Here is a 19046-nt window from a genome sequence, read left to right as displayed (position 1 = left end):
CATGACCACGGCTCCGATGGCGGCGACCGCCCAAGACGTCGGAAACAGCATGGACCGGTTCATGGACGACATGGGCGCGGCCGCCAATGTCACCGGCCCCACTGCCTTCGAAGGTCAGTCGGCAGGCTACTACTCCATGGGCAATGTCTGGACGCGCTTTCCCCAGAAGACCACCAACATTGCCAATCTCCAGCTGCCACGTGCACGCGCGGGCTGCGGCGGGATCGACATCTTTGCCGGGTCCTTCTCCTTCATCAACGCCAGCGAAATGGTCGCGCTCTTGAAAGCCGTCGCCAACAATGCGGTGGGTTTCGCCTTCAGCCTCGCGATCGACACCATCTGCCCCGAGTGCAACAAGATCATGCAGGAGTTTAGCCAGAAGGCGCAGCTCATGAACGAGCTGTCGATCAACTCCTGCGAAATGGCGCAAGGTCTGGTTGGCGGCGTCTGGCCGCAAGGCGATCTCGCCGACAAGGCGATCTGTGAAGCGATCGGCAATTCGACCGGCATCTTCACCGACTACGCCGCCGCTAAGCATGGCTGCGGCACGCGCGGCCAGCGTGAGAGTACGAACAATGCAGGCGGCACCGATTTCGAGGACGTCAATCCCGGCGTGCCGCGCAACTACACCTGGCATGTCCTGAAGGAGTCTGCCTTCTTCAATCCTGGAGGGACCTTTGACCGCGACCTCGCCGAATATGCCATGACGCTGATTGGCACGGTCATCTACGTACCGCCGAGCGATGATGATCCGGGCAGCTTCGTGCCTTTTGCGGGCGATGCCTCCTCGACGCTGGTAACCGCGCTGCTCGACGGGACGCAGGGCCAGAGCGTGCAGGTCTTCCGCTGCGACGAGCCCGATCTCTGCCTCAACCCGACCTTCCAGCAATTGAGCTTGTCCTCTACGAAAGCGATCCGCCCGCGGGTGGCTACCATGATCGGCAATATGGTCGAAGCGATCCGCGAGGATACCGCCATCGGCGCTGCCGAGATCGAACTGCTGCAGGTGGCTTCGCTGCCCTTGTACAAGATCCTCACGGTCCAGGCCGCCTATGGCCGCGGCATGGCGACCGACGACCGCGCGACGCTCGCCGAAGTCACCAGCATCGACCTGCTGCACGCGGTGCTCGAGCGGATATCGTCCGAGGCGAGCCGCTCGATGGCGAGCTTCATCGCCGCCGACGAAGCCAAGCTGACGCTCTGGCGCGCGCAGGTGGCCGAGGTGCGGAACCAGCTCGCCAGCCGGCAGGCGACCGGACAAGCGCGCGTCACCGCCATCGTCCAGATCATCGAGAAGACCGCGATGATCGAGAACATGCTCGCAGCTTCCATGTCGCCCTCGATGGCCGCCGCACTCGACTGGTCGCGCGGCATCCAGTCACGCTCGATCGTTCCCTGAGGAAATACCATGGTCGAAGTCTACACGGTCGGCGGCGGCGAATATCTCGTCAATGTCTTCAACGCGGTCGCCGCCTGGACCGGCGCAGGCGGATACAAGGGCCTGATCCAGGTCGCGCTGGTGATGGGCATGGCGCTCGGCGTCGTCGTGCTCGCCTTCAACCAGGACTGGCGCGCCTGGGTGAACTGGTTCCTTGGCGCCACGCTCATCTACATGTGCCTGATGGTCCCGCGCATGGACGTCCATGTCACCGACCGCGTCAATCCTAGCCTTGCACCGGCAACGGTGGCCAATGTCCCGCTCGGACTCGCGCTGATGGCGAGCTTCACCAGCCAGGCGGGCGACTACCTTACCCGCTCGGCCGAACTGGTCTTTGGCCTGCCCGACGATCTCAACTACTCGAAGAACGGCATGATCTACGGCGCGCGGCTCCTGGAGGCGACAAGGGGTCTGCGCATCTCCGATCCGGAATTCGCCGCCAATCTCGACGAGCACTTCAAGCAATGCGTGTTCTACGACGTGCTTCTGGGCCGTTACTCGATGCAGGAACTCAGCCAGTCTGCCGATATCTGGGCGACCATTGGTCCCGGCAGCGAAGCGCGCGCGCAGCGTTTCCTGACCCGCAATGACAGTACCGGCGAGGTCACCTCTGCGGTTACCACCTGCCGGACGGCCTACAACACGCTCTCCGGCCAATGGGCAGGCCTTATCGACGACATGGGCACGGCCTTCGGGCGCCAGCTTTTTCCGCGCCAGTCCGAAGCGCTCGCGCGCGCCAAGCTCTTTGCCGACCTGCCGATTGCCTACAGCTACCTCTCAGGGGTTTCGAGCAATGCCAGCGACATCTTCCGCCAAGTGCTCTCTATCAATGCGATGAACCAGGCGATGCACGGCTTTGCCGGAGCGAGCGGCATGGGCAGCATCGATGTCTTTGCCCAGACCCGCGCCGATATCCAGACCGAGCGCACCTATTCCTCGATCGCGCACAATTCGATGAAATGGGTGCCGATCCTCAATGTGGTGCTGACGGTCGTTTTCTACGCGCTGTTCCCGGTGCTCTTCCCGCTGTTTCTGATGCCAAGGACCGGACCGATTGCGCTGCGCGGCTATGTCACCGGCTTCTTCTACCTCGCCGCCTGGGGACCGCTCTTCGTGATCCTCCACATGATCCTCATGTTCAAAGGCGCGAGCGATGTTGCAGCGGCAGGCGGCGATACCGGTCTCAGCCTCGCGACCTTCGCCGGGATGTCAGACGTGAACTCCGATATCGGCGTGCTTGCTGGCTATCTCGTTGCGTCAATTCCGTTCTTGGCGGGCGGCGTGGCGCGCGGCGCCATGGCCATCTCCGGCCAAGCGACATCCTACCTCAATCCGAGCCAGAACGCCGCCGAGGAAGCCGCGCGCGAAGCCAGCACAGGCAATATTTCGCTCGGCAACACCAACCTTGAAAACTCCTCGGTGTTCTCGCGGCAGTTTGCTCAGGGTAATCTGGCACCTAACATTGCCTATGGTGCGGGCCAGACGCGTAGTTTCGGTGATAGCGGTACCCAAACCACGGGCTTTCCTGATGCCGAATTCGCCCACGTTCCGACCTCGAGTTATCCCTTCTCGCCGACGCTGGGCTCGGATTTCTCGAGCAGGCTCTCGACCATTGCCGGGCAGAGCCGCAGCCAGAGCGAGACCTATTCCAACCTTGCGCAGCAATCGACGAGCTCGGCGATCACCCGCTTCTTCGAGCTGCGCGATGCCTACTCGACCGGGCAGTCGAACGAGACCGTCAGTGGCACCTCGAGCGGTGACAGCATTGGCACCGCGTTCAGCGAGATCGACAACGCCTCGCGTACGCTGCAGCAGCAGTTCGGTCTGTCGCGGCGGGCCTCGGACGATATCACCGTGTCTTGGTTCCTGAATGGAGATGCTGGCCTCGGACTTCGCGGCCAAAGAGGACCGCTGCGGGGCGATGTTGGCTTGCGCGGCGGGCGCAATCACAGTTGGACCGACAGCGATATCGGCATTGCTTCCGAGGATCGCTCCCGCCTGCTGGCCGCGCTCACCCAGATCTCCGACAGCCGCAACTGGTCGAGTACGCGAGAAGGCTTCCTGCGCGAGACAAGTTCGAGTTCGGAGAGCCTCGTATCGACCTCCGCGTCCGGTCTCAACACCTCGCTCACCGAAGCCCAGAGCTACACGATCGAGGCCCGTCGTGCCGAGGAACTTGCCAGCCGTCTCGAAGACCAGGCGAGCTGGTACGAAAGTGCCAACGCCGCCGGCACACTCAACCTGAGCCAGGCCTATCGCGAATGGGGTATGGCCGAGATCGAAGCCAACAGGGACTACTATGGCCCCGTGCGCTTTGACGATATCGCATTCCAGATGAGCCCGGCCGGACAGCAGCTGCAGGCGCGCTTTGTCGGCAGCTACGCAGACCAGCTCCATGCGGATATCGAGGGCGAACTTGCCCTGCCTGCCGCCGCACCGGTCTCGCGACCTAATGTTGGTAGCAGAGGTGACGTCCGCGGCTCGGCAAGGCTTGGGTCGGTGCCAGTAAGCCTGTCGGATCCTTCAAGTGCAAGAGAGGATATTGGCCGCACCGTGGACCGTGTGCAGAGCCGTGGCGGCGAACGCGTCGATAGCGTTGGCGACTATCTTGACGGGCGTACACGCAATGCGCGGGGAGCAAGCGCGGAAGCGGCCGACGAGATCAAGGAATGGTAGGTCAGAGCAGGCCGTCGTAGATCACGACGAAGATAACGAAAGCCGTGAATAGTATGGCAAAGAGGATCAGGCCAGCTCGACTCCACGGGTCCGCCCAGGCTTTCCTCCAATTATACGCGGTCATTCGATTCTCGGCGATTGCGCGATCGATTTCGCGAAAGCCCTGCCAGTCGTCCTTGGAAGGCGGCAGGGAGTTGTCAGGATTGCTCATCGATTGTCTCCTTCGCCAGATCCAGAGTGGCCTCCCCTCTGGGATGCTCCAGTTTCGAGCCTGTCGACCATAGCCGACTTGGCCGGATATTTGAATTGCTTGCTGGAACGCCCGTTCGTGATGCGGTCGTTCCCACACTGGCAGACACCGGCGTTGGCGCCACACTCAGCCAGGTAGGCCTCCAGCCGCATCACGGTCCTGCGGCGCGGATTGCGGCCTTTCCTGAGATCGAGCACAAAGCGTGGATCACCAACAGCTTCTCTCCCGAAGGTGGTCGCGGAAATGTCGTTATCTCTCAGATGGTTTTCGATCCGTTCCAGCAGGGTCATCTACAACTCGCATCAACTCAAGAATCACTTGTGTTCTTGTTATGTTCTTAGTAGGAAAGCAGCCTCAGGTCTAGGAAGAATCCTACGATCCGGAACGAAGGCACGAGACAATGGAACAAGTCCGACAAGAGCTCGACCGGCTCCTGCGTGAGCGAGGAAGCGGCTATGCCGCGATCTCGCGGATGCTCGGTCGCAACCCCAGCTACATCCAGCAGTTCATCAAGCGCGGTTCGCCCAAGACGCTCGAGCCGGAGGATCGCCGAATGCTCGCCTCCTTCTTGGGGGTCGATGAGCACGTGCTCGGTGGCCCGGAAAAGAGCGACAATGATGGCATGGTCGAGATCCCCATTCTCGATGTGCAGGCCTCGGCCGGGTTTGGCGCGATTGCGGCCAGCGAAAATGCCTATACAAGGTTCGGCTTCGATGAACGCTGGCTGCGCGCACTGACGCCCGCCAAGAGCGCCAGCCTGTCGATTGTGCGTGTCCTTGGGGATTCCATGGAGCCTACTCTGAGTGACGGCGACGAGGTCCTCGTCGATGCGTCGGATCATGGCTCGCGGCTGCGCGATGGCATCTATGTTCTGCGCACCGACGATGTGCTGGCTGTCAAACGCATCGCTATCAAGCCAGGAGCGAGGCAGATCACCGTCGCCAGCGACAATCCGGCATATCCGACCTGGAACGATATGGACCGCTCCGAAGTGCACGTGGTTGGGCGGGTCATCTGGTTCGGGCGAGCGCTCTGACCTTTTGCGGTCGATAGACCGAAGTCATAAGCTCGAAATGGACTGCGCGCTTGCGATCCAAAGCAGTCCAGTGCTATGTGACAATTCCTCGGATAATATTAATTCCAGTTTGAGGAAATGTCACGCGATGCCACAAGAGCAAGGAACACAGCGCGACACCCTGCGCGAACTGTTCGGCGCGCAGCCAATCCTGCGCGCGCGCGAACTGCGCAAGGCAGGCGTCGCTCCTCAAACCATAGCCCGGGCCCTCGAAGACGGCGAAATCGAGCGAATATCGCGCGGCCTCTATCAATACGCCGATGCCGAGACCGACGCTGACCAAGCTCTGGCGGAAATAGCAAAGAAGATCCCCAAAGGCGTGATTGCAATGCTCTCGGCGCTCGCCTTTCACGGCCTTACCGACCAGATGCCGCGCCGCATCTGGGTCGCGATCGGAAACCAGGACTGGTCGCCTACCCTGACCTATCCCCCAATCCGCACCGTTCGCTTCAGCGACAAATACCTCCAGCAGGGAATCGAGCACCACCAGATCGCCGGGGTATCCGTACCCATCTATTCCGTGCCCAAGACGCTGGCGGATGTCTTCAGGAACTCGAGACTCGTTGACCGCTCGGTCGCAATTGAAGGCCTTCGTGCCGCGATCGAACAGAGAAAAGCTCGGCCCGGCGAAATAGCCCAGGCTGCCGTCGAAGGCGGCGCCTGGAAGAAGATGCAACCCTATCTCGAGGCCCTCACCTCCAATGGCTAGGCAGCCGGTCAACCTCGCCAAGTCGGTCAAAGACCGCCTGCTCAATCTGGCACGGGCGGAAGGAAAGGTGTTCGATGTGGTGCTCGTGCGTTTCGCGCTCGAGCGGCTTCTCTATCGCCTGTCACTCTCCGAGCATCGGAATCGCTTCGTCCTCAAGGGCGGGATGCTCGTGACCATCTGGCTCGACGACGATAACCGGGTCACGCGCGATGCGGATTTCCTCGGCCACGGCGATGCGGATGCCGACCGGCTTGTGGCCGATTTCAAGGAAATCATGAGCGTTGATGTAGACGACGGACTGGTCTTCGATATCGACAACCTCTCGGCGACGGCAATCCGCGAGGAGATGGAGTATGGCGGCACTCGCCTGAAGACCGTCGCCTATCTCGAGAAGACGCGCATCCCGATCACCATCGACATTGGTTTCGGCGACGCGATGGCCGACCCGACACGTCAGCTGGACTATCCAACGCTGCTCGATCTGCCCGCGCCGAACATCCGGACCTATCCTCCCGCAACAGTGATAGCCGAGAAGTTCCAGGCAATCGTGGTGCTCGGAATTGCCAACGGACGCATGAAGGACTTCTACGATCTGTGGGCGATCCCAAGGTCAATCAATGTCCCCGACGAAGAACTCGATGCCGCCTTGGCCGCGACTTTCGAGCGGCGGGAAACAGCCATCCCTACTGAACGACCTGCCGGCCTTACGCCGGAGATGGCGGACGATCCGAACAAGCAGCGACAGTGGAAAGCCTACGCAGCCTCAATCGAGCTCGAGAATGTCGAACTGCAGGAAGTCGTTGATGCCATATGGGCCCTGATCGGTCCTGCATGCGAGCGCCTCACTCGGGCTTCATGATGGTGAAGCCTTTCCGCTGTGCAGCCACTTCGTCAAAAGGCGGGTGTCCGAAAAATACATGCAAATTTCGGACACCTTTGCGCATGGTTGCGTGAAGTATCGCCACAAGCAAAGGAAGGCTCCGAGCCAATTTAGCGCCTACTCCTGGGCCGAAAGCGGAAAGGCGGCTTTGCGACGAGACACTGGAGAAAGCGGCCGCAAGTTTCTTGCTAGGACGAATGACGACTGAAACTTGCCGGGGATGAACTTCTATCGTTGGCCGACGAGCCGAGCCTGACCTACTTCACTCGTTGAATGCCAAAACTACGCCCATCCGCGCTCCGTGCCTCGCGCAATCCTCAGGTTAATCCTTCTTTCGGATGCCAAGTCCGAATACCCGTCAGCTTCCCCGGCGGTGGCCCCGCCAGCAAGGCGAGACCGTCGCGGAACAGCGCATAGTCGTAGTCCTCGCCCGTGCGTCGTCCGGCCGGTTCCGCGCCGCCGGCGGCAAAGCCCGCAAGATCGTTCACCGGCAATTCCAGGGTTTCGGGCCGTTCACGAGGGCCGAAGCGTATCATGCCGGTCAATGCGTCGAGAAACGCGGTGCCTGCTTTCTCCTCGATGGCGAACATATAGAGCGGCGGCGGGCCGCTCGCCCAGCGCCGCTCCCAGCGGTGACGCCAGAACGGATGGTCATGGAGCTCGTCGAGCCAAAGATAGGGAGATCGATACGGTGCCAGCGCGTCGATCGAGGCAAGAAATGACCGGCCCGCATAATCGAACCTGAAGAAGGTCACAGGTTCAGCGTCTTCCGGCAAATCGTGGTCGCCACTGAGCCAGTCGATCCAGCCGGCGACCGGCAGCGTATCCATGAGAATGAAGCTCGAGCGGTACGTCGCCAGCGCCATCGCTGCCGGCACGGGGTTCGACGCTCCCGGCGCCGGGGCCGGCACGGGGGGCTTGGTGGGCTTGGCCTTGGGGCGCAATGTCTGCGACAGCCGCAGGAAGGCCCCGGCGATCCCCGGACGTGCACCGAACGCGATCGAGTAGCCGTGGATGACCTGGCCGTGGGGTGAGGCCGCACCGATATAGGGTCGGACCTGACGCAGATATTTACGCTGCGCCTCCGCCGCCATCTTGGCGTCGCTGGCCTTCGCGGCGAACGAGCCGCGTGCCTCGGCCAGCACGATGCCGTGACCGAGCGCGGCGCCGCCATGATAGAGGAAATCGGCATGAGGCTCGAGCGATGACGACAGGCAGGCCGCATTGTCGCGCCAGCCATAGCCCAACGCGTTCATATAGAGATCGGTGATGCCTGCGCCGACCCGCGAGGCGAAATGGGTGCGCTCGCTGTCTGCTAGGTTTGATAGCAGGTCCGACAGTTCAAAACCGGGCCCGTCGGCGAGCAGAATCTGCGCTTCGCTCAGCGCGCTGTCCTTCATGTGCGCGAGCAAGGCCGGTGGCGCGTTGCGAAGAGTCGCGGTGCGCGCGATCGCAGCGGCCAAGGCAGTTGGCCCGAATTGGATCTGCGGTGCCAGCAGTGGCGCAGTGAAGGCTGGGGCCACCATGGCGCCCTTGTGGAGATGGCGGCGCTGACCGGTTAGCGCCACCGTCTTGTCGGCTGCCCAGAGCGCGAGCTTGCTCAATGATCGTGCCAGTCGAAGCATCCCGTTGCCGCGATGAAGTGCGCCAGGATATGATCCGAGGCAAGCACGAGATCACGGTCGCGGAGGCTCTGGGGCGACTTCTCGCCGTGGAAGAGATTGCAACGCACCTGATAGATGGTCCGCAGTAGCTGCTCCCAGCTTGGACGGCCTTCGGCGACCCAGCCGGAGGGCTGTTGCTTAACATTCGCCGCCGCACAGAGCGCCAGCAGCGCGGCGCGATCGTGCTGGCGAAACGCGTCATAGCCGAGCTTAGCTCGCACGCTGCGCACGTTGAGCACGGGCCACAAGGCGGTGAACTCGGTTACCATCTGCCGAAAATTGGGATCGCCGGCCATCAGCTGATCGAAGGCGTCGATCAGCCGCGGAGCAGCCACGAACGCATCGATCATCTCCCTGTCAGTGTCCTTCAGGGTCACCGCAGACATCCAGCCGTTGAAGGCCATCCACCGGTACATGAATGCCATGAACGAGGGCGGCTGCCCTTGCGCGTTAGCGAGCAATTCGATCGCGACATCCCGCGCGACGGGATCGAGCCGCTGGAAGTTGCTGAAGCTGACCATCTAGTATTCCCCTCCGCTCCCGCCGGCGAAACTTTCACGCTCTAAGCACTGGGACGAGGCAGCGTTGCCTCATCATTATCACATGAACCTGCCGCATCGCTTAAGACTGATCATCGCCCACCATGGCAACCAGCGTCTCATAAACCCAACCCTGCGCGAGTTGTTCGGTCAGAGGGTCTCGATAGACAACAAGTCTCCATCGCTTTTCGCTCTTCACAACGGCAATCGGCGTTCCCGCATCGGCAACCATAATGCGGGCCGCTGAACCTGAAGGACCAGAGCGAATGTTGGCTTTGCGGGCCAATTCGCCTCTCGGAAGCGAAGCCACATACTCCCCGCTCAGTTCTCCCTCCGCTTCGATAAGCTCCCGCAGGCTGTCTTGTAGATCATCGACTTTTTCCTGAAGCTCTGAATATGCCTGCTGTTCTTCGGCGGTCATGCCAGGGTCGGGTTGAAGCTGCGGCAGCGCCATGATTGTCATTGTGATCACCAGCAATCCAAGCAATCCTTGACGCCGCAACTCATCGACCGTGTTGTCTCCCAGAGCTTTGAAGATTGCCGCAATCGCGGCGACGAATGCCACAAAGAGCTTTGCACTTTCATCCGGCGTTTCCGCGTGAGTGAGTGCTTCCGCCAACTCTTGGGCTTCGATGACTTGTTGGGCTGCGATGTACGCCGCTGAACCATGCAAATGCTCAGCCGTTGCACGGAGCGTCGCCATATCGAGAATCATTGCTCGTTCGGCAGTCGCGCGCAGAGCTAGCAGGCCAGGTGAAAGCTGTTCCGCCAACGACTTCCATTGATCCTGCCATTTGGAAGCTGCCATTGCGGCAGCTAGGACAGAATTATTGCCTTGCAGCGCTTTCGCCGTCGCAAGGATGCCTGTGTCAAAGGACCGCGACAGGTTTCGGATGTTGGATAGCAGCCCGTCATTGTGCTGGCTCAATGCCATCGCAGCTTGGGTGACACCTGAAAGTCTTTGAGAGGACATCAATAGGTTGAGCGACCTGAATTCTTCAGCATGGAGCTTTCGCGCCTGATCTACGGCACCAAGTATGCCTGCGTTTTGCATTTCGGACATTAAGCCCAGATGCGGTTTGAGCGCGTTCATTTGCTGTTGCAGCGCATAGGTCGGGCCAAGCGCCTGTTTAATCAGATCGCTTCTCTGTTTTTCGCGGCGATAGAACTCCTCGACAACCGAATGGGGTCGTCGGCCAAATGGATCATCCGAGGTCATCTTTGAAGGATGGCAGATTCGGCCTGCGTCTGCCACGGGTAGTTTATGCACCAGATAAAGCCAACGTGCCGGAATTCGATAGTTCCAGTTACACGCCATCGTGACGTTGCTCGCACTAGGAGGGTTCCGGAATGAGGAATCTTGAGCCCCAAATTATCCTTTTGACTTCCTCAATAAGGTCGGCCTTCGACTTGTTCCTTATCCACATCTGTTCTATCTTCGTTCTAGCGGGAACTTGAGAACCTAATGAGCGGACAGTCAGATAAAATAGACGTAGTACGGGCATCCCGCGATGGGCACCAATTCCACGAGGCTTGGGCAGCGCGCCTTTGTCTCGAATTGCTTCCCCCTGACACCGATCTCAGTGCAGTCGCTATTGAGGGCTTTTCCCACGAAGAAGCAGAGGATGTTTCGCAGACTGCCCATGAAATCGCGGACCTCACTCGGTATCGCGGCGGATCGCGGATCCTATCCGCCACCAAAATCGAAACCCTGCAATTTAAGTACTCCGTCAGCTCGGCGCATGAGCCAATGCGGGCTGCTGAAATGTCCAAGACCCTGAATAAGTTTGTCGGAGCCAACAACGACATCGAAACAATCCGACCGGCCGAACCCGAGCTTGCGAAATTTGCGCTGATCACCAATCGCCCTATCGATCGAGATACGATGACTGCCCTCGAGGCGTTGCGGTCCGGTACCGCGGCGGAAGGGCGGGTCGCACGGCATGCCCAACAACTTCGGGAAGCGATTGGCCTGGACGGCGAAGCTCTGCAGGAGTTTACCCGAAAACTCAGCCTTATAGGAACCGGCGAAGCGCTCGACGCGACCGAACATGGCAATCTGAAAGTACTCGCGTCCTGGTCAGGGGCGACTGACAATCTGAGCCATGCTCGCCTGGCAAATTTGCGCAGGCTGGTGCGCGATCGCGCCGGCATGCGCGGACAAGATGACAACGTCATCGGCCGGGTGGACGTCCTCGGAGCGCTCGACGTCGCCTATGAACGCGATCTCTATCCGGTAGAGGCGGCCTTCCCCGCCATCGAAACGCCGATATCGCGCCCGGTCCTGAAGGACCTCGTTGCGGCGCTGTTCGCCGATACGCGTGCCTTGTTGGTTCATGCTGCAGGAGGCGTTGGCAAAACCGTCTTAATGCAAGCGCTTGCGCGCGAGTTGGACGACCAGCATTGCGTCCTGCTTTTCGACGGATTCGGCGCGGGCAGGTGGCGGGAGCCGTCCGATGGCCGCCATTTGCCGCGCAAGTCACTGCCCCATCTCGCCAATCTGCTGGCGGCCGATGGTCTGTGCGATATCCAGCTTCCAGCCAGCCATCTTGAAGACAATATCGGTGCGCTTCGCGACCGACTTAGTGCAAGCGTGCAAGCGCTGCGGGCGTTCAAGCCGGACGCCCACGTCGTTCTTATCCTCGATGCGATCGATCATTGCGGCATGCAGGCCGAGCGGACGGGAACCCAATCCTTCGCGCAAATCCTATTACAGAGTTTGAACGTAGCGCCTCTGGACGGCATACGTGTCGTCGCATCGTGCCGTAGTCATCGCCGCCATCTTGCACAGGGCGACGCACGGTGCCGCGAATTTGAGATCCCCATCTTCACTCGCGACGAAACGGAACGTCTCGTTCGAGCAAGATTTCCGACCGCAAGCGAGAACGACATCACTGTCCTGCAGCGCCGATCGGCCGGCAACCCGCGCTTGCTCGACAATCTTCTGAGCCGCGGCGAGCCGTTCGATATCGAGGGGCCAGGTGGCGAGGGTGAGACACTCGAAGGGCTTCTACGTGAACAGATCGACGCCGCCCAAGAGCAGGCGATTGCCCGTGGTGCCACGCAAGCTGAAGCGCGCGGCCTGCTCGCGGGCATGGCGATGTTGCCCCCGCCCGTGCCAATCGAAGAACTCGCCGCGGCGTTGGGATTGGACGCCGGTGACGTGCAAAGCTTCGTCGCGGACCTCTTTCCTCTCATCGAAGCAACACTCACCGGACTGATCTTTCGAGATGAGCCGACTGAAACCTTGGTCGTCGAGATGATCGGGGCCGACACGGTAGCACGCAGCGATCTGGTGGCGCGTCTCCTAGCGAGGCAGGACCGTTCTATCTACGCCGCGCGCGCACTCCCTGGAATTTTGGTGGAGGTCGGCGAGATCGATACTCTGGTCACGCTGGCATTCGATTCGCTCTCGAGCCCCGATCTCGGCCGCGTGGCCCATCGCGCGATACGGCTGGCTCGCCTCGAGGCGGCAGCCTCTGCGTGCGCACGCGGCGGGCGAACTGACGATTTGACGCGGATCACAGTGGAAGCGTCCCGCATTGCCAGCGCCTCCGAACGCAGCGATGCCTATCTGCGCGCTCATCCAGATCTCGTCGCTCTCAGTGAGGACCCCGAAGCCATACGGCGCTTTCGAGACGACCGATCCGGCTGGCCAGGTGTCCGGCATTCCGCGTTGGCCGTGCTGGACGCCTTCTCAGGAGACATGCACAGCGCGTCCTTGGAATCCGATCGCGCTCTGACCTGGTTCAATTGGTCCCTCCGCGAGCGGCGCGAAGGCAGATCGAAGGGGCATAAGGACCTGGCCCTGCTCGAAGCCGAAGCGATATTCGTCCAGCTGCTGCTCGGAAAGGCCGTCAGGGTCGACCGCTGGTTGTCCGGCTTGAACGATATCTATGCGTTCAAAATTGCCGCCGACATGTTGGCGTTTGTCGACCGGCTGGCAAAAGCGAAAGATGCGAGCGCGCCTGCCGACAAGATGATTGCAGCAATGGCGAAGTGCAGAACTCAATCCCCGGTCGTAATCGCTGCGATCTTGGAGCGGATTGAAGTCACGCCCGATACAAGGTGCCGGTTGCTCACGCGCCTGGCGAAGCTCGAACCGGAGCCATTCGAACCAGGCAGCTATTTCGACTATCGACGCGAGGACCGCCTGTCCGACGCGCTCCTCACGGCCGGTGGGCAGGCGATCGGCATGGGACTGGTGCGCGAAGCACAAGCAATTGTTTTGCATGTGCCAGCTCCAGATCTACGCACCTATGAGATCGACGATCCCTGGCCTCTGAGCGGCGGAAGTGTCTCGCGACACCTTAAGCGCGCTGCGATTGCTGCCGCAGCCCGGCGGCGATCGACAGCGATTACGGATATTGTGCCAGAGGAGATGTGCGCGCTGGTACCGCTCTCGATCCGTCGACGCGGACCAGCCGCCTTCGAACGCCATTTGCGTGCCGTCCTCACAAAAGCCCAGAATGATCGCGCGAAACGGAAAAGGAAGCTGCCGGGCAGCGACGAAGCGAGGCGCTGGGAACGCCTTCTCTCCCACCGTCTGGCGCCGCTCACGTCCTTGGTCGACGATGTCGCAGCAATTCTGACCACGGACAGACCCGGGCCAGCGATCGCCGCTGCGTTGGCGCGCGCAGAGAACGCGATAACATCCGCATCGAACTATCCCTATCGCGATCAGGATCGCTTCCTTAGACATCTTTGTCTCGATGTGCTCCGATGGGCTGCGCAATGCCGCGCTCCGCTCGATCAAGCCAGCGGCGAAGCCTTGGCCGCCTTCCTTGAGCAATCCGGATCCCAGCTCGTATCGGATTGGCTGCGATATACAGCGTTGCTCGCCCGTGGAAAGGAAACTCAAGCGGCGGCCTTGCGGCTTGCCGGCCAAGCGGAGCGAGTGATTGCCGCAGACACCGATGTCAGCAAGCAGATCCAATCCTACGGCATGCTTGCGCGCGCGCTCCTCCCGATATCGCCCGACGAGGCACGGCCCTATTTTCGCATCGGACTGGAACTCGCAGATGCGGTCGGGTCGGATGATCAGGAACGGATCGGCGACTTCATCACCTTCGCTGCGCAATATTCCGGCGAGCCGTTGCCGGCAGCTGCGGTCCACCAATTTGTACGTTTGTGCGAACTCAATTTTCCCGACGAAGCAGAAGCGCTCGATTGGCGCAACTTCGCAAAGGCAATGTCTGCCATTGGATCAACTGGCGGACTGGCAGCGATGGCCCGCCTCTCGGACCGGGACAAGGTCGGCCTCGGATGGACGCTAACGCCGATGTTGAAGGCACTCGTCGAACGCGATCGTCTACGCCCAACGCTCGCTGCAGGGCTCTTCGGGCTCGCCGCTTTTGAATCGACTTGGAACTGGTTTCCCCCGGAGGTGGCCAGACCCATCATGGTCCGCCTTCCCGGGCACCTGCGCGAAGTATTCGCGGACATGATCGTCGCCGACCTAGATCGCGAGGACGCCGCCCGGCCTCACCGCGAGACGGTGAACGGCTTGAAAAGATTGTTCCAAGACGAACTTTCAGAGCAGGCAGCCGCCAGAAAGCGCATCGTGTCGCTGCACGCCGACAGGACACGGGGCACTAAAGCCGAAACGGCTCCCACAGCGCGGCCGAAGCCCATCGCGCCCGATGCACTTCGCAAGGCGTCGGCCATCACTGCAGACGAATTGCGGGCAGCGATCGAGCAAGGTGCCGCGGCTTTTGAGGGATATCGACCGACCGACGGTTTTATTCTCAGCGGATTCGTGGCGGACGTCACCGAACCCGGTCCGAGAACAGCATTGCTCTCGACCGTCGTCGAGGATCTACAGCTCTCGTTCGCCGACAAGCTGTCGTTTCTGGAGGAGGCGCAGGAGCAATGGGCCGGCCAATCACGAGCCCTTGACGGGCAACTGGAGGAAGCAGCCCTTGGCATTGCACTGCGGGATCTTGGGGCAGTTGTTCGGTCTGGGGATAGCTGGCGCCGCCCCTTGTCCCGCGTCGCACGGTTGGCAGGTGGCGCGCGCGAACGCCTTGTCGCCGCTGTGCTCAAGGCAACACCAGGCCAAAATCTTGAGGTTTCCAGCGATTTCTGGATGGCTTGCGCGATCGAGCTGGCAAGAACTGCAAGCGCTTCGTCGATCGGTGACGCCTTGGGCCGCTATGCCGAACATTCAACGCAGTCACTGCCCGATACGATCGGGGATGGACCGTGGACGCGCACCTTCTCGACGACCGACGAGGAAGACACGATCGTCGCAGACCTTCTATGGATGCGCCTCGGAGCGCCCGATGCGGCAAGTAGGTGGCGAGCGGCGCACAGCATTCGGCGGTTGGTGGCGCTGGGCGAGACGCACTTCCTTGACGCGCTTGTTGCAGGGATCGATCGCACCGGCGCCGGCGCATTCCAAGATCAAACGCTTCCTTTCTTTCATTTGCATGCGCGCCTCTGGCTGCTCATCGCCATCGCCCGTTTGGCAAGCGATGCGCCCGCAACGGTTCTACCTTATCGAAACGCGCTTGAGGCCATCGCGACGAGCGAAAGCTTCCCGCACGCGCTCTGTCGCCATTTCGCCATCCTGGCGTTGCGCGCGCTTGCATTAAGCGGATCGATTCCGGAGCCGGGTACCTATCTTGCCTGGCTTGAGACACTGAACGTACCTGCAATGCCGCGCGTATCACGATCCGGCCACCGGCCCGGCTTTTACGACATACGGCCGGCCGATCGGCCCGAACATCCATCCCCGTTCCGCTTCGATTATGATTTCGACAAATACCAGATCGATCCGCTGGGCAGATTGTTCGTCCTCCCCAAATGGGACGTACAAGATGCAGCGACGAACTGGATTCGGCGTTACGATGCCGAGGTCAAGACCATGTACGATTGCCCTCGGCCTCGCTGGTCATCGGAAGACGATCGCAATTATGGTTCGACGTCATTTCCCGATATTGACCGCTATGGTGGTTATCTCGCCTGGCACGCGCTTATGCTCACCGCAGGACAGTTCGCCGCGGATAAGCCCATCATCGGCGATAGCTGGCAAGAAACGCCTTGGGAGAGCTGGCTTGCCGAAAAAACTTTGTCGCGAAGCGATGGGCTGTGGCTGGCGGACGGAACCGATTTGTTCCCGCTGGAAGACGCGCGATCGGTCGTTCCGTATATGCCGGGCGCCAGCGAGACAGGCTCGGTGCCTTCCCATCCGTTGGATCTCTTGCCGCTCGCTGGCTTCGATGATTCGCTGAATCTACCAAGCAGTTTCCTCGTTAGTGGCAGCTGGGAATCGATCGATGGTCTCGACGTTACCATCGGATCCCAGCTTGTTGAGCGCGACATGGCCCGCACTGTCGCTCATGCCGTCTATTCGGCCGATCCCTTCTTCGCCTACTTGCCTGTTGACCAAGATGATGGTTTCGACCGCCGCGACAATCGCGAAAAGCAGTTGCTCACGCGCTGGCTCAGCAGCGATGACCATGCGTATACAAAACTCGACGAACGCGACCCCTTTGGTTTCAAGACAGCGCTTCAGCGCGTGCGGCCCTCCGCGCAAACCGTCGAAAAGATGTCCTTGTGGAAAGCCGATGCGTTCGAGCGCCTATGGGTAGATTCTGCCGATCAATGGACTTTCCGCGCCAACGCGTGGGGAACCCGCAGGGGGCATGGCCGCCATGCGACCGAGCGAGGCGGTACTAGGCTTGCGGTCAAATGGGATGCTTTAAAGCCGCTGCTCGAAGCTGAGCAGCAGGCGCTCCTCCTGCTGATCAAGGTGCGTCGGTATATCGAGAAGGATCCCAAGGATGATCACTTTCGACACCAGATGCTCGCGCTGATTGTCCGCCCGGACCAGCCCCTCGAGGTCTTATACGCGGTGCCCAAGCCGGTTCGCGCGGCCATTGCAAACCTTGGCCATTATGAGCGTGGCGAATTTGGTGATCGACTGACGGCGATCGAAGCGGCGGGATGTCCGCGCCGTCAAGCCTGGCCCAGAAGCCGCGCCCGCCGCAAGACCTCCTCCGACGAGAGGGCTCCAAGCGATGCTGCAGATCAATAGCGGCAAGCTCTATACGCGCGGTGTTGGGCGGACGAATCAACTGCGCGGCGTGCTCTACTCCAATTTGGAGCTCTGCTACGGGAAGGATGTCCCGACCGTCGCAGGAACCCTCCGAGAAACCGACGGCATTCGCGGAAACCGGGCCATCGTTTACGAGATCGAAGAAAGGATTGAGGCGGCTGAGGCCGGGCCGGGAATACTGATCTCGCACACGATCGCGCCCTTTCTCACCGATTTCTCCGCCCTCGCCAGCTTTGGCCTGCGGGCAATCGTGTCCCCCGACGCCGCAGTAGTCGAACGACTGACCTCCAAAGGGCCTGGGTTCGCATCCTACGACCCGCCAAGCAAATTCGCGCTGCGCTATTTCGATGAGCGCCTGCCGCTTCGCGATGACGAGATCGCCCTTTTCTCTGCGTTTGTCGACCAGCTGATCGCACTGGATCGTAAGAGTTTCTTGGCGGCGATGCGCGCTATCCGCACCTTCGTCACTGGCCTCCATCGCATGCGGGACGACTTGGCACTCGCCTACACGCTCTTCGTTTCAGCGGTTGAATCGCTCGCGCAGGAATTCGACGGATATTCGACGCACTGGCACGATGTCGATGAGCGCAAGCGCGGTCCGGTCGACAAGGCGCTGGCGAAAGCCTCAGCACGCACTCGTGATGGCGTTCGCGAGGCGATCCGATCCACCGAGCATGCTTCCTTGGCGCGCCGTTACCGGGCATTCGTTCTGAATCATGTCGGCGGCGACTATTTCAGGGCCTCCGGGCTCGTACCGGGCGCGGCCATTGCTCGGCACGAACTAGAAGAAGCGCTGAGGCAAGCCTACGCGCATCGCTCGCGCTATGTGCATAACCTACGCGAACTGCCTGATGCCCTTACCCTCGCGCAGGGTCATCGCGAAGTGGCCGAAGTCGATCGCCGCCCCGTGCTCAGCTTCGAAGGCCTTATTCGGCTGACGCACCACGTGATCTCGGCGTTTGTCGCCACGGGCAACACGGTCGAGCACGAGCCATACGATTATATGATGGAACAATCAGGCGTGGTGATGGCGCCACTCGCGCCCGAACTTTGGGTCGGTAGGCCGTTGCGAAAGGCAAAAGATGCGCGGCAACGCTTGGAAGGTCATTTAAGCCAGATCGTGCCACTTCTGGCGGGTAAACAAAAGGCCACGATTACCGACCTGAGGCCGATTTATCCGGACATCGAACGACTGGCGAAGTCGAGTGGCGCAGCCAACCGGACGACACTGCTCACGCTTTACACCCTGTTTGCGGCTCTGATGTCAAAGGATGATCGATCCGAGAGGCTCGATGCCCTGTTGCAACAGCATTCCGCTAAGATCGGCGAACCAAGTAGCGAAGCACTGGTAATGGGGACCCTATTCGGTTCCCTCGACGCATGGCCTCTCGAGACCCACAAGGAGACGCTTGAGCGCTATTTCGAGCAGCGTTCCAAACCAGGCGGATTGCACGCCCCGAAACTGCTCGACGCGGCGATGTGCTTCGCGCTGGCGGAGCGCTGCCGCAAAGAGCGAGACTTTGATGCAGCGCTGGATTGGATCGGCCGTGCGGTGGAAACCCATCCGGGCCTTCCCGCCGTCGTCGCCCTCGAATCCGATTTCTCGCAGCGCAGGAAGATCGACTGGCAAAGCGTGCTATTGCCCAAATTAACCAAGCCGAAAAGACGACGGCGCACCAAGCAAAACAAGCCCTCTGGCGGATCAAAAAAAGGGGCGCCAGCTCCCGACTGCAAGGCCGGCAACAGCTAGCAG

Annotated in this window: 12 protein-coding genes; 7 read left to right on the top strand and 5 right to left on the bottom strand. The window is 60.8% G+C overall.

Annotation, left to right across the window (positions count from 1 at the left end):
- The first annotated feature begins 1 nt into the window (after position 1).
- Together CP97_RS05235 and CP97_RS05230 are read left to right on the top strand one after the other, a co-directional pair.
- Positions 2–1399, top strand: a complete 1398-nt coding sequence (locus CP97_RS05235) for a conjugal transfer protein TraH (protein ID WP_418202088.1) — start codon at positions 2–4, stop codon at positions 1397–1399.
- A 9-nt stretch (positions 1400–1408) separates the two neighbouring features.
- A complete protein-coding gene (locus tag CP97_RS05230) occupies positions 1409–4114 on the top strand; it encodes a conjugal transfer protein TraG N-terminal domain-containing protein (RefSeq protein ID WP_048885077.1) in 2706 nt (901 codons plus the stop codon).
- Between the two features lies 1 nt (position 4115).
- On the opposite strand, the gene CP97_RS05225 is transcribed toward CP97_RS05230, so the two are convergent.
- Together CP97_RS05225 and CP97_RS05220 are read right to left on the bottom strand one after the other, a co-directional pair.
- Positions 4116–4325, bottom strand: coding sequence for a hypothetical protein (locus CP97_RS05225; RefSeq protein ID WP_048885076.1), 210 nt, complete (start codon positions 4323–4325; stop codon positions 4116–4118).
- Complete coding sequence (locus CP97_RS05220; RefSeq protein WP_048885075.1) at positions 4322–4654, bottom strand: hypothetical protein; 333 nt, start codon at positions 4652–4654, stop codon at positions 4322–4324. Before CP97_RS05220 ends, CP97_RS05225 begins: the two co-directional genes overlap by 4 nt.
- 110 nt (positions 4655–4764) lie before the next feature.
- Here CP97_RS05220 and CP97_RS05215 point away from each other — a divergent pair, with 110 nt between their 5' ends.
- From CP97_RS05215 to CP97_RS05205, 3 genes are all read left to right on the top strand, one after another.
- Complete coding sequence (locus CP97_RS05215) at positions 4765–5400, top strand: LexA family transcriptional regulator (protein ID WP_048885074.1); 636 nt, start codon at positions 4765–4767, stop codon at positions 5398–5400.
- 127 nt (positions 5401–5527) lie between these two features.
- A complete protein-coding gene (locus tag CP97_RS05210; RefSeq protein ID WP_048885073.1) occupies positions 5528–6148 on the top strand; it encodes a type IV toxin-antitoxin system AbiEi family antitoxin domain-containing protein in 621 nt (206 codons plus the stop codon).
- Entirely contained in the window at positions 6141–7007 is an 867-nt protein-coding gene (locus CP97_RS05205) for a nucleotidyl transferase AbiEii/AbiGii toxin family protein (RefSeq protein ID WP_048885072.1), read from the top strand. The genes CP97_RS05210 and CP97_RS05205 overlap by 8 nt, the downstream gene beginning before the upstream one ends.
- Before the next feature lie 338 nt (positions 7008–7345).
- Here CP97_RS05205 and CP97_RS05200 read toward each other — a convergent pair whose 3' ends face one another.
- From CP97_RS05200 to CP97_RS05190, 3 genes are all read right to left on the bottom strand, one after another.
- Positions 7346–8632: a hypothetical protein gene (locus CP97_RS05200; RefSeq protein WP_048885071.1), complete on the bottom strand. Its 1287-nt coding sequence runs from the start codon at positions 8630–8632 to the stop codon at positions 7346–7348.
- Positions 8629–9213, bottom strand: coding sequence for a hypothetical protein (locus tag CP97_RS05195; protein WP_048885070.1), 585 nt, complete (start codon positions 9211–9213; stop codon positions 8629–8631). The genes CP97_RS05200 and CP97_RS05195 overlap by 4 nt, the downstream gene beginning before the upstream one ends.
- Before the next feature lie 100 nt (positions 9214–9313).
- Entirely contained in the window at positions 9314–10549 is a 1236-nt protein-coding gene (locus tag CP97_RS05190; RefSeq protein ID WP_082863725.1) for an SH3 domain-containing protein, read from the bottom strand.
- A 447-nt stretch (positions 10550–10996) separates the two neighbouring features.
- Between CP97_RS05190 and CP97_RS05185 the strand changes: the two genes are divergently transcribed.
- Together CP97_RS05185 and CP97_RS05180 are read left to right on the top strand one after the other, a co-directional pair.
- Positions 10997–17272, top strand: a complete 6276-nt coding sequence (locus tag CP97_RS05185) for an NACHT domain-containing protein (RefSeq protein ID WP_161485441.1) — start codon at positions 10997–10999, stop codon at positions 17270–17272.
- Positions 17256–19043, top strand: coding sequence for a hypothetical protein (locus tag CP97_RS05180; protein ID WP_048885067.1), 1788 nt, complete (start codon positions 17256–17258; stop codon positions 19041–19043). Before CP97_RS05185 ends, CP97_RS05180 begins: the two co-directional genes overlap by 17 nt.
- Positions 19044–19046 lie beyond the last annotated feature (3 nt).

The sequence above is a fragment of the Aurantiacibacter atlanticus genome (assembly GCF_001077815.2).
Lineage (GTDB): Bacteria > Pseudomonadota > Alphaproteobacteria > Sphingomonadales > Sphingomonadaceae > Alteraurantiacibacter > Alteraurantiacibacter atlanticus.
Note: the sequence above shows the minus strand (reverse complement) of the source record. Positions and strands in the feature narration are given on the sequence as shown.

Coding starts and splice junctions, on each gene's coding strand:
- CP97_RS05180 (WP_048885067.1), top strand. CDS start 17,256: ATGCTGCAGATCAATAGCGGCAAGCTCTATACGCGCGGTGTTGGGCGG.
- CP97_RS05215 (WP_048885074.1), top strand. CDS start 4,765: ATGGAACAAGTCCGACAAGAGCTCGACCGGCTCCTGCGTGAGCGAGGA.
- CP97_RS05210 (WP_048885073.1), top strand. CDS start 5,528: ATGCCACAAGAGCAAGGAACACAGCGCGACACCCTGCGCGAACTGTTC.
- CP97_RS05225 (WP_048885076.1), bottom strand. CDS start 4,325: ATGAGCAATCCTGACAACTCCCTGCCGCCTTCCAAGGACGACTGGCAG.
- CP97_RS05195 (WP_048885070.1), bottom strand. CDS start 9,213: ATGGTCAGCTTCAGCAACTTCCAGCGGCTCGATCCCGTCGCGCGGGAT.
- CP97_RS05185 (WP_161485441.1), top strand. CDS start 10,997: ATGTCCAAGACCCTGAATAAGTTTGTCGGAGCCAACAACGACATCGAA.
- CP97_RS05220 (WP_048885075.1), bottom strand. CDS start 4,654: ATGACCCTGCTGGAACGGATCGAAAACCATCTGAGAGATAACGACATT.
- CP97_RS05235 (WP_418202088.1), top strand. CDS start 2: ATGACCACGGCTCCGATGGCGGCGACCGCCCAAGACGTCGGAAACAGC.
- CP97_RS05230 (WP_048885077.1), top strand. CDS start 1,409: ATGGTCGAAGTCTACACGGTCGGCGGCGGCGAATATCTCGTCAATGTC.
- CP97_RS05205 (WP_048885072.1), top strand. CDS start 6,141: ATGGCTAGGCAGCCGGTCAACCTCGCCAAGTCGGTCAAAGACCGCCTG.
- CP97_RS05190 (WP_082863725.1), bottom strand. CDS start 10,549: ATGGCGTGTAACTGGAACTATCGAATTCCGGCACGTTGGCTTTATCTG.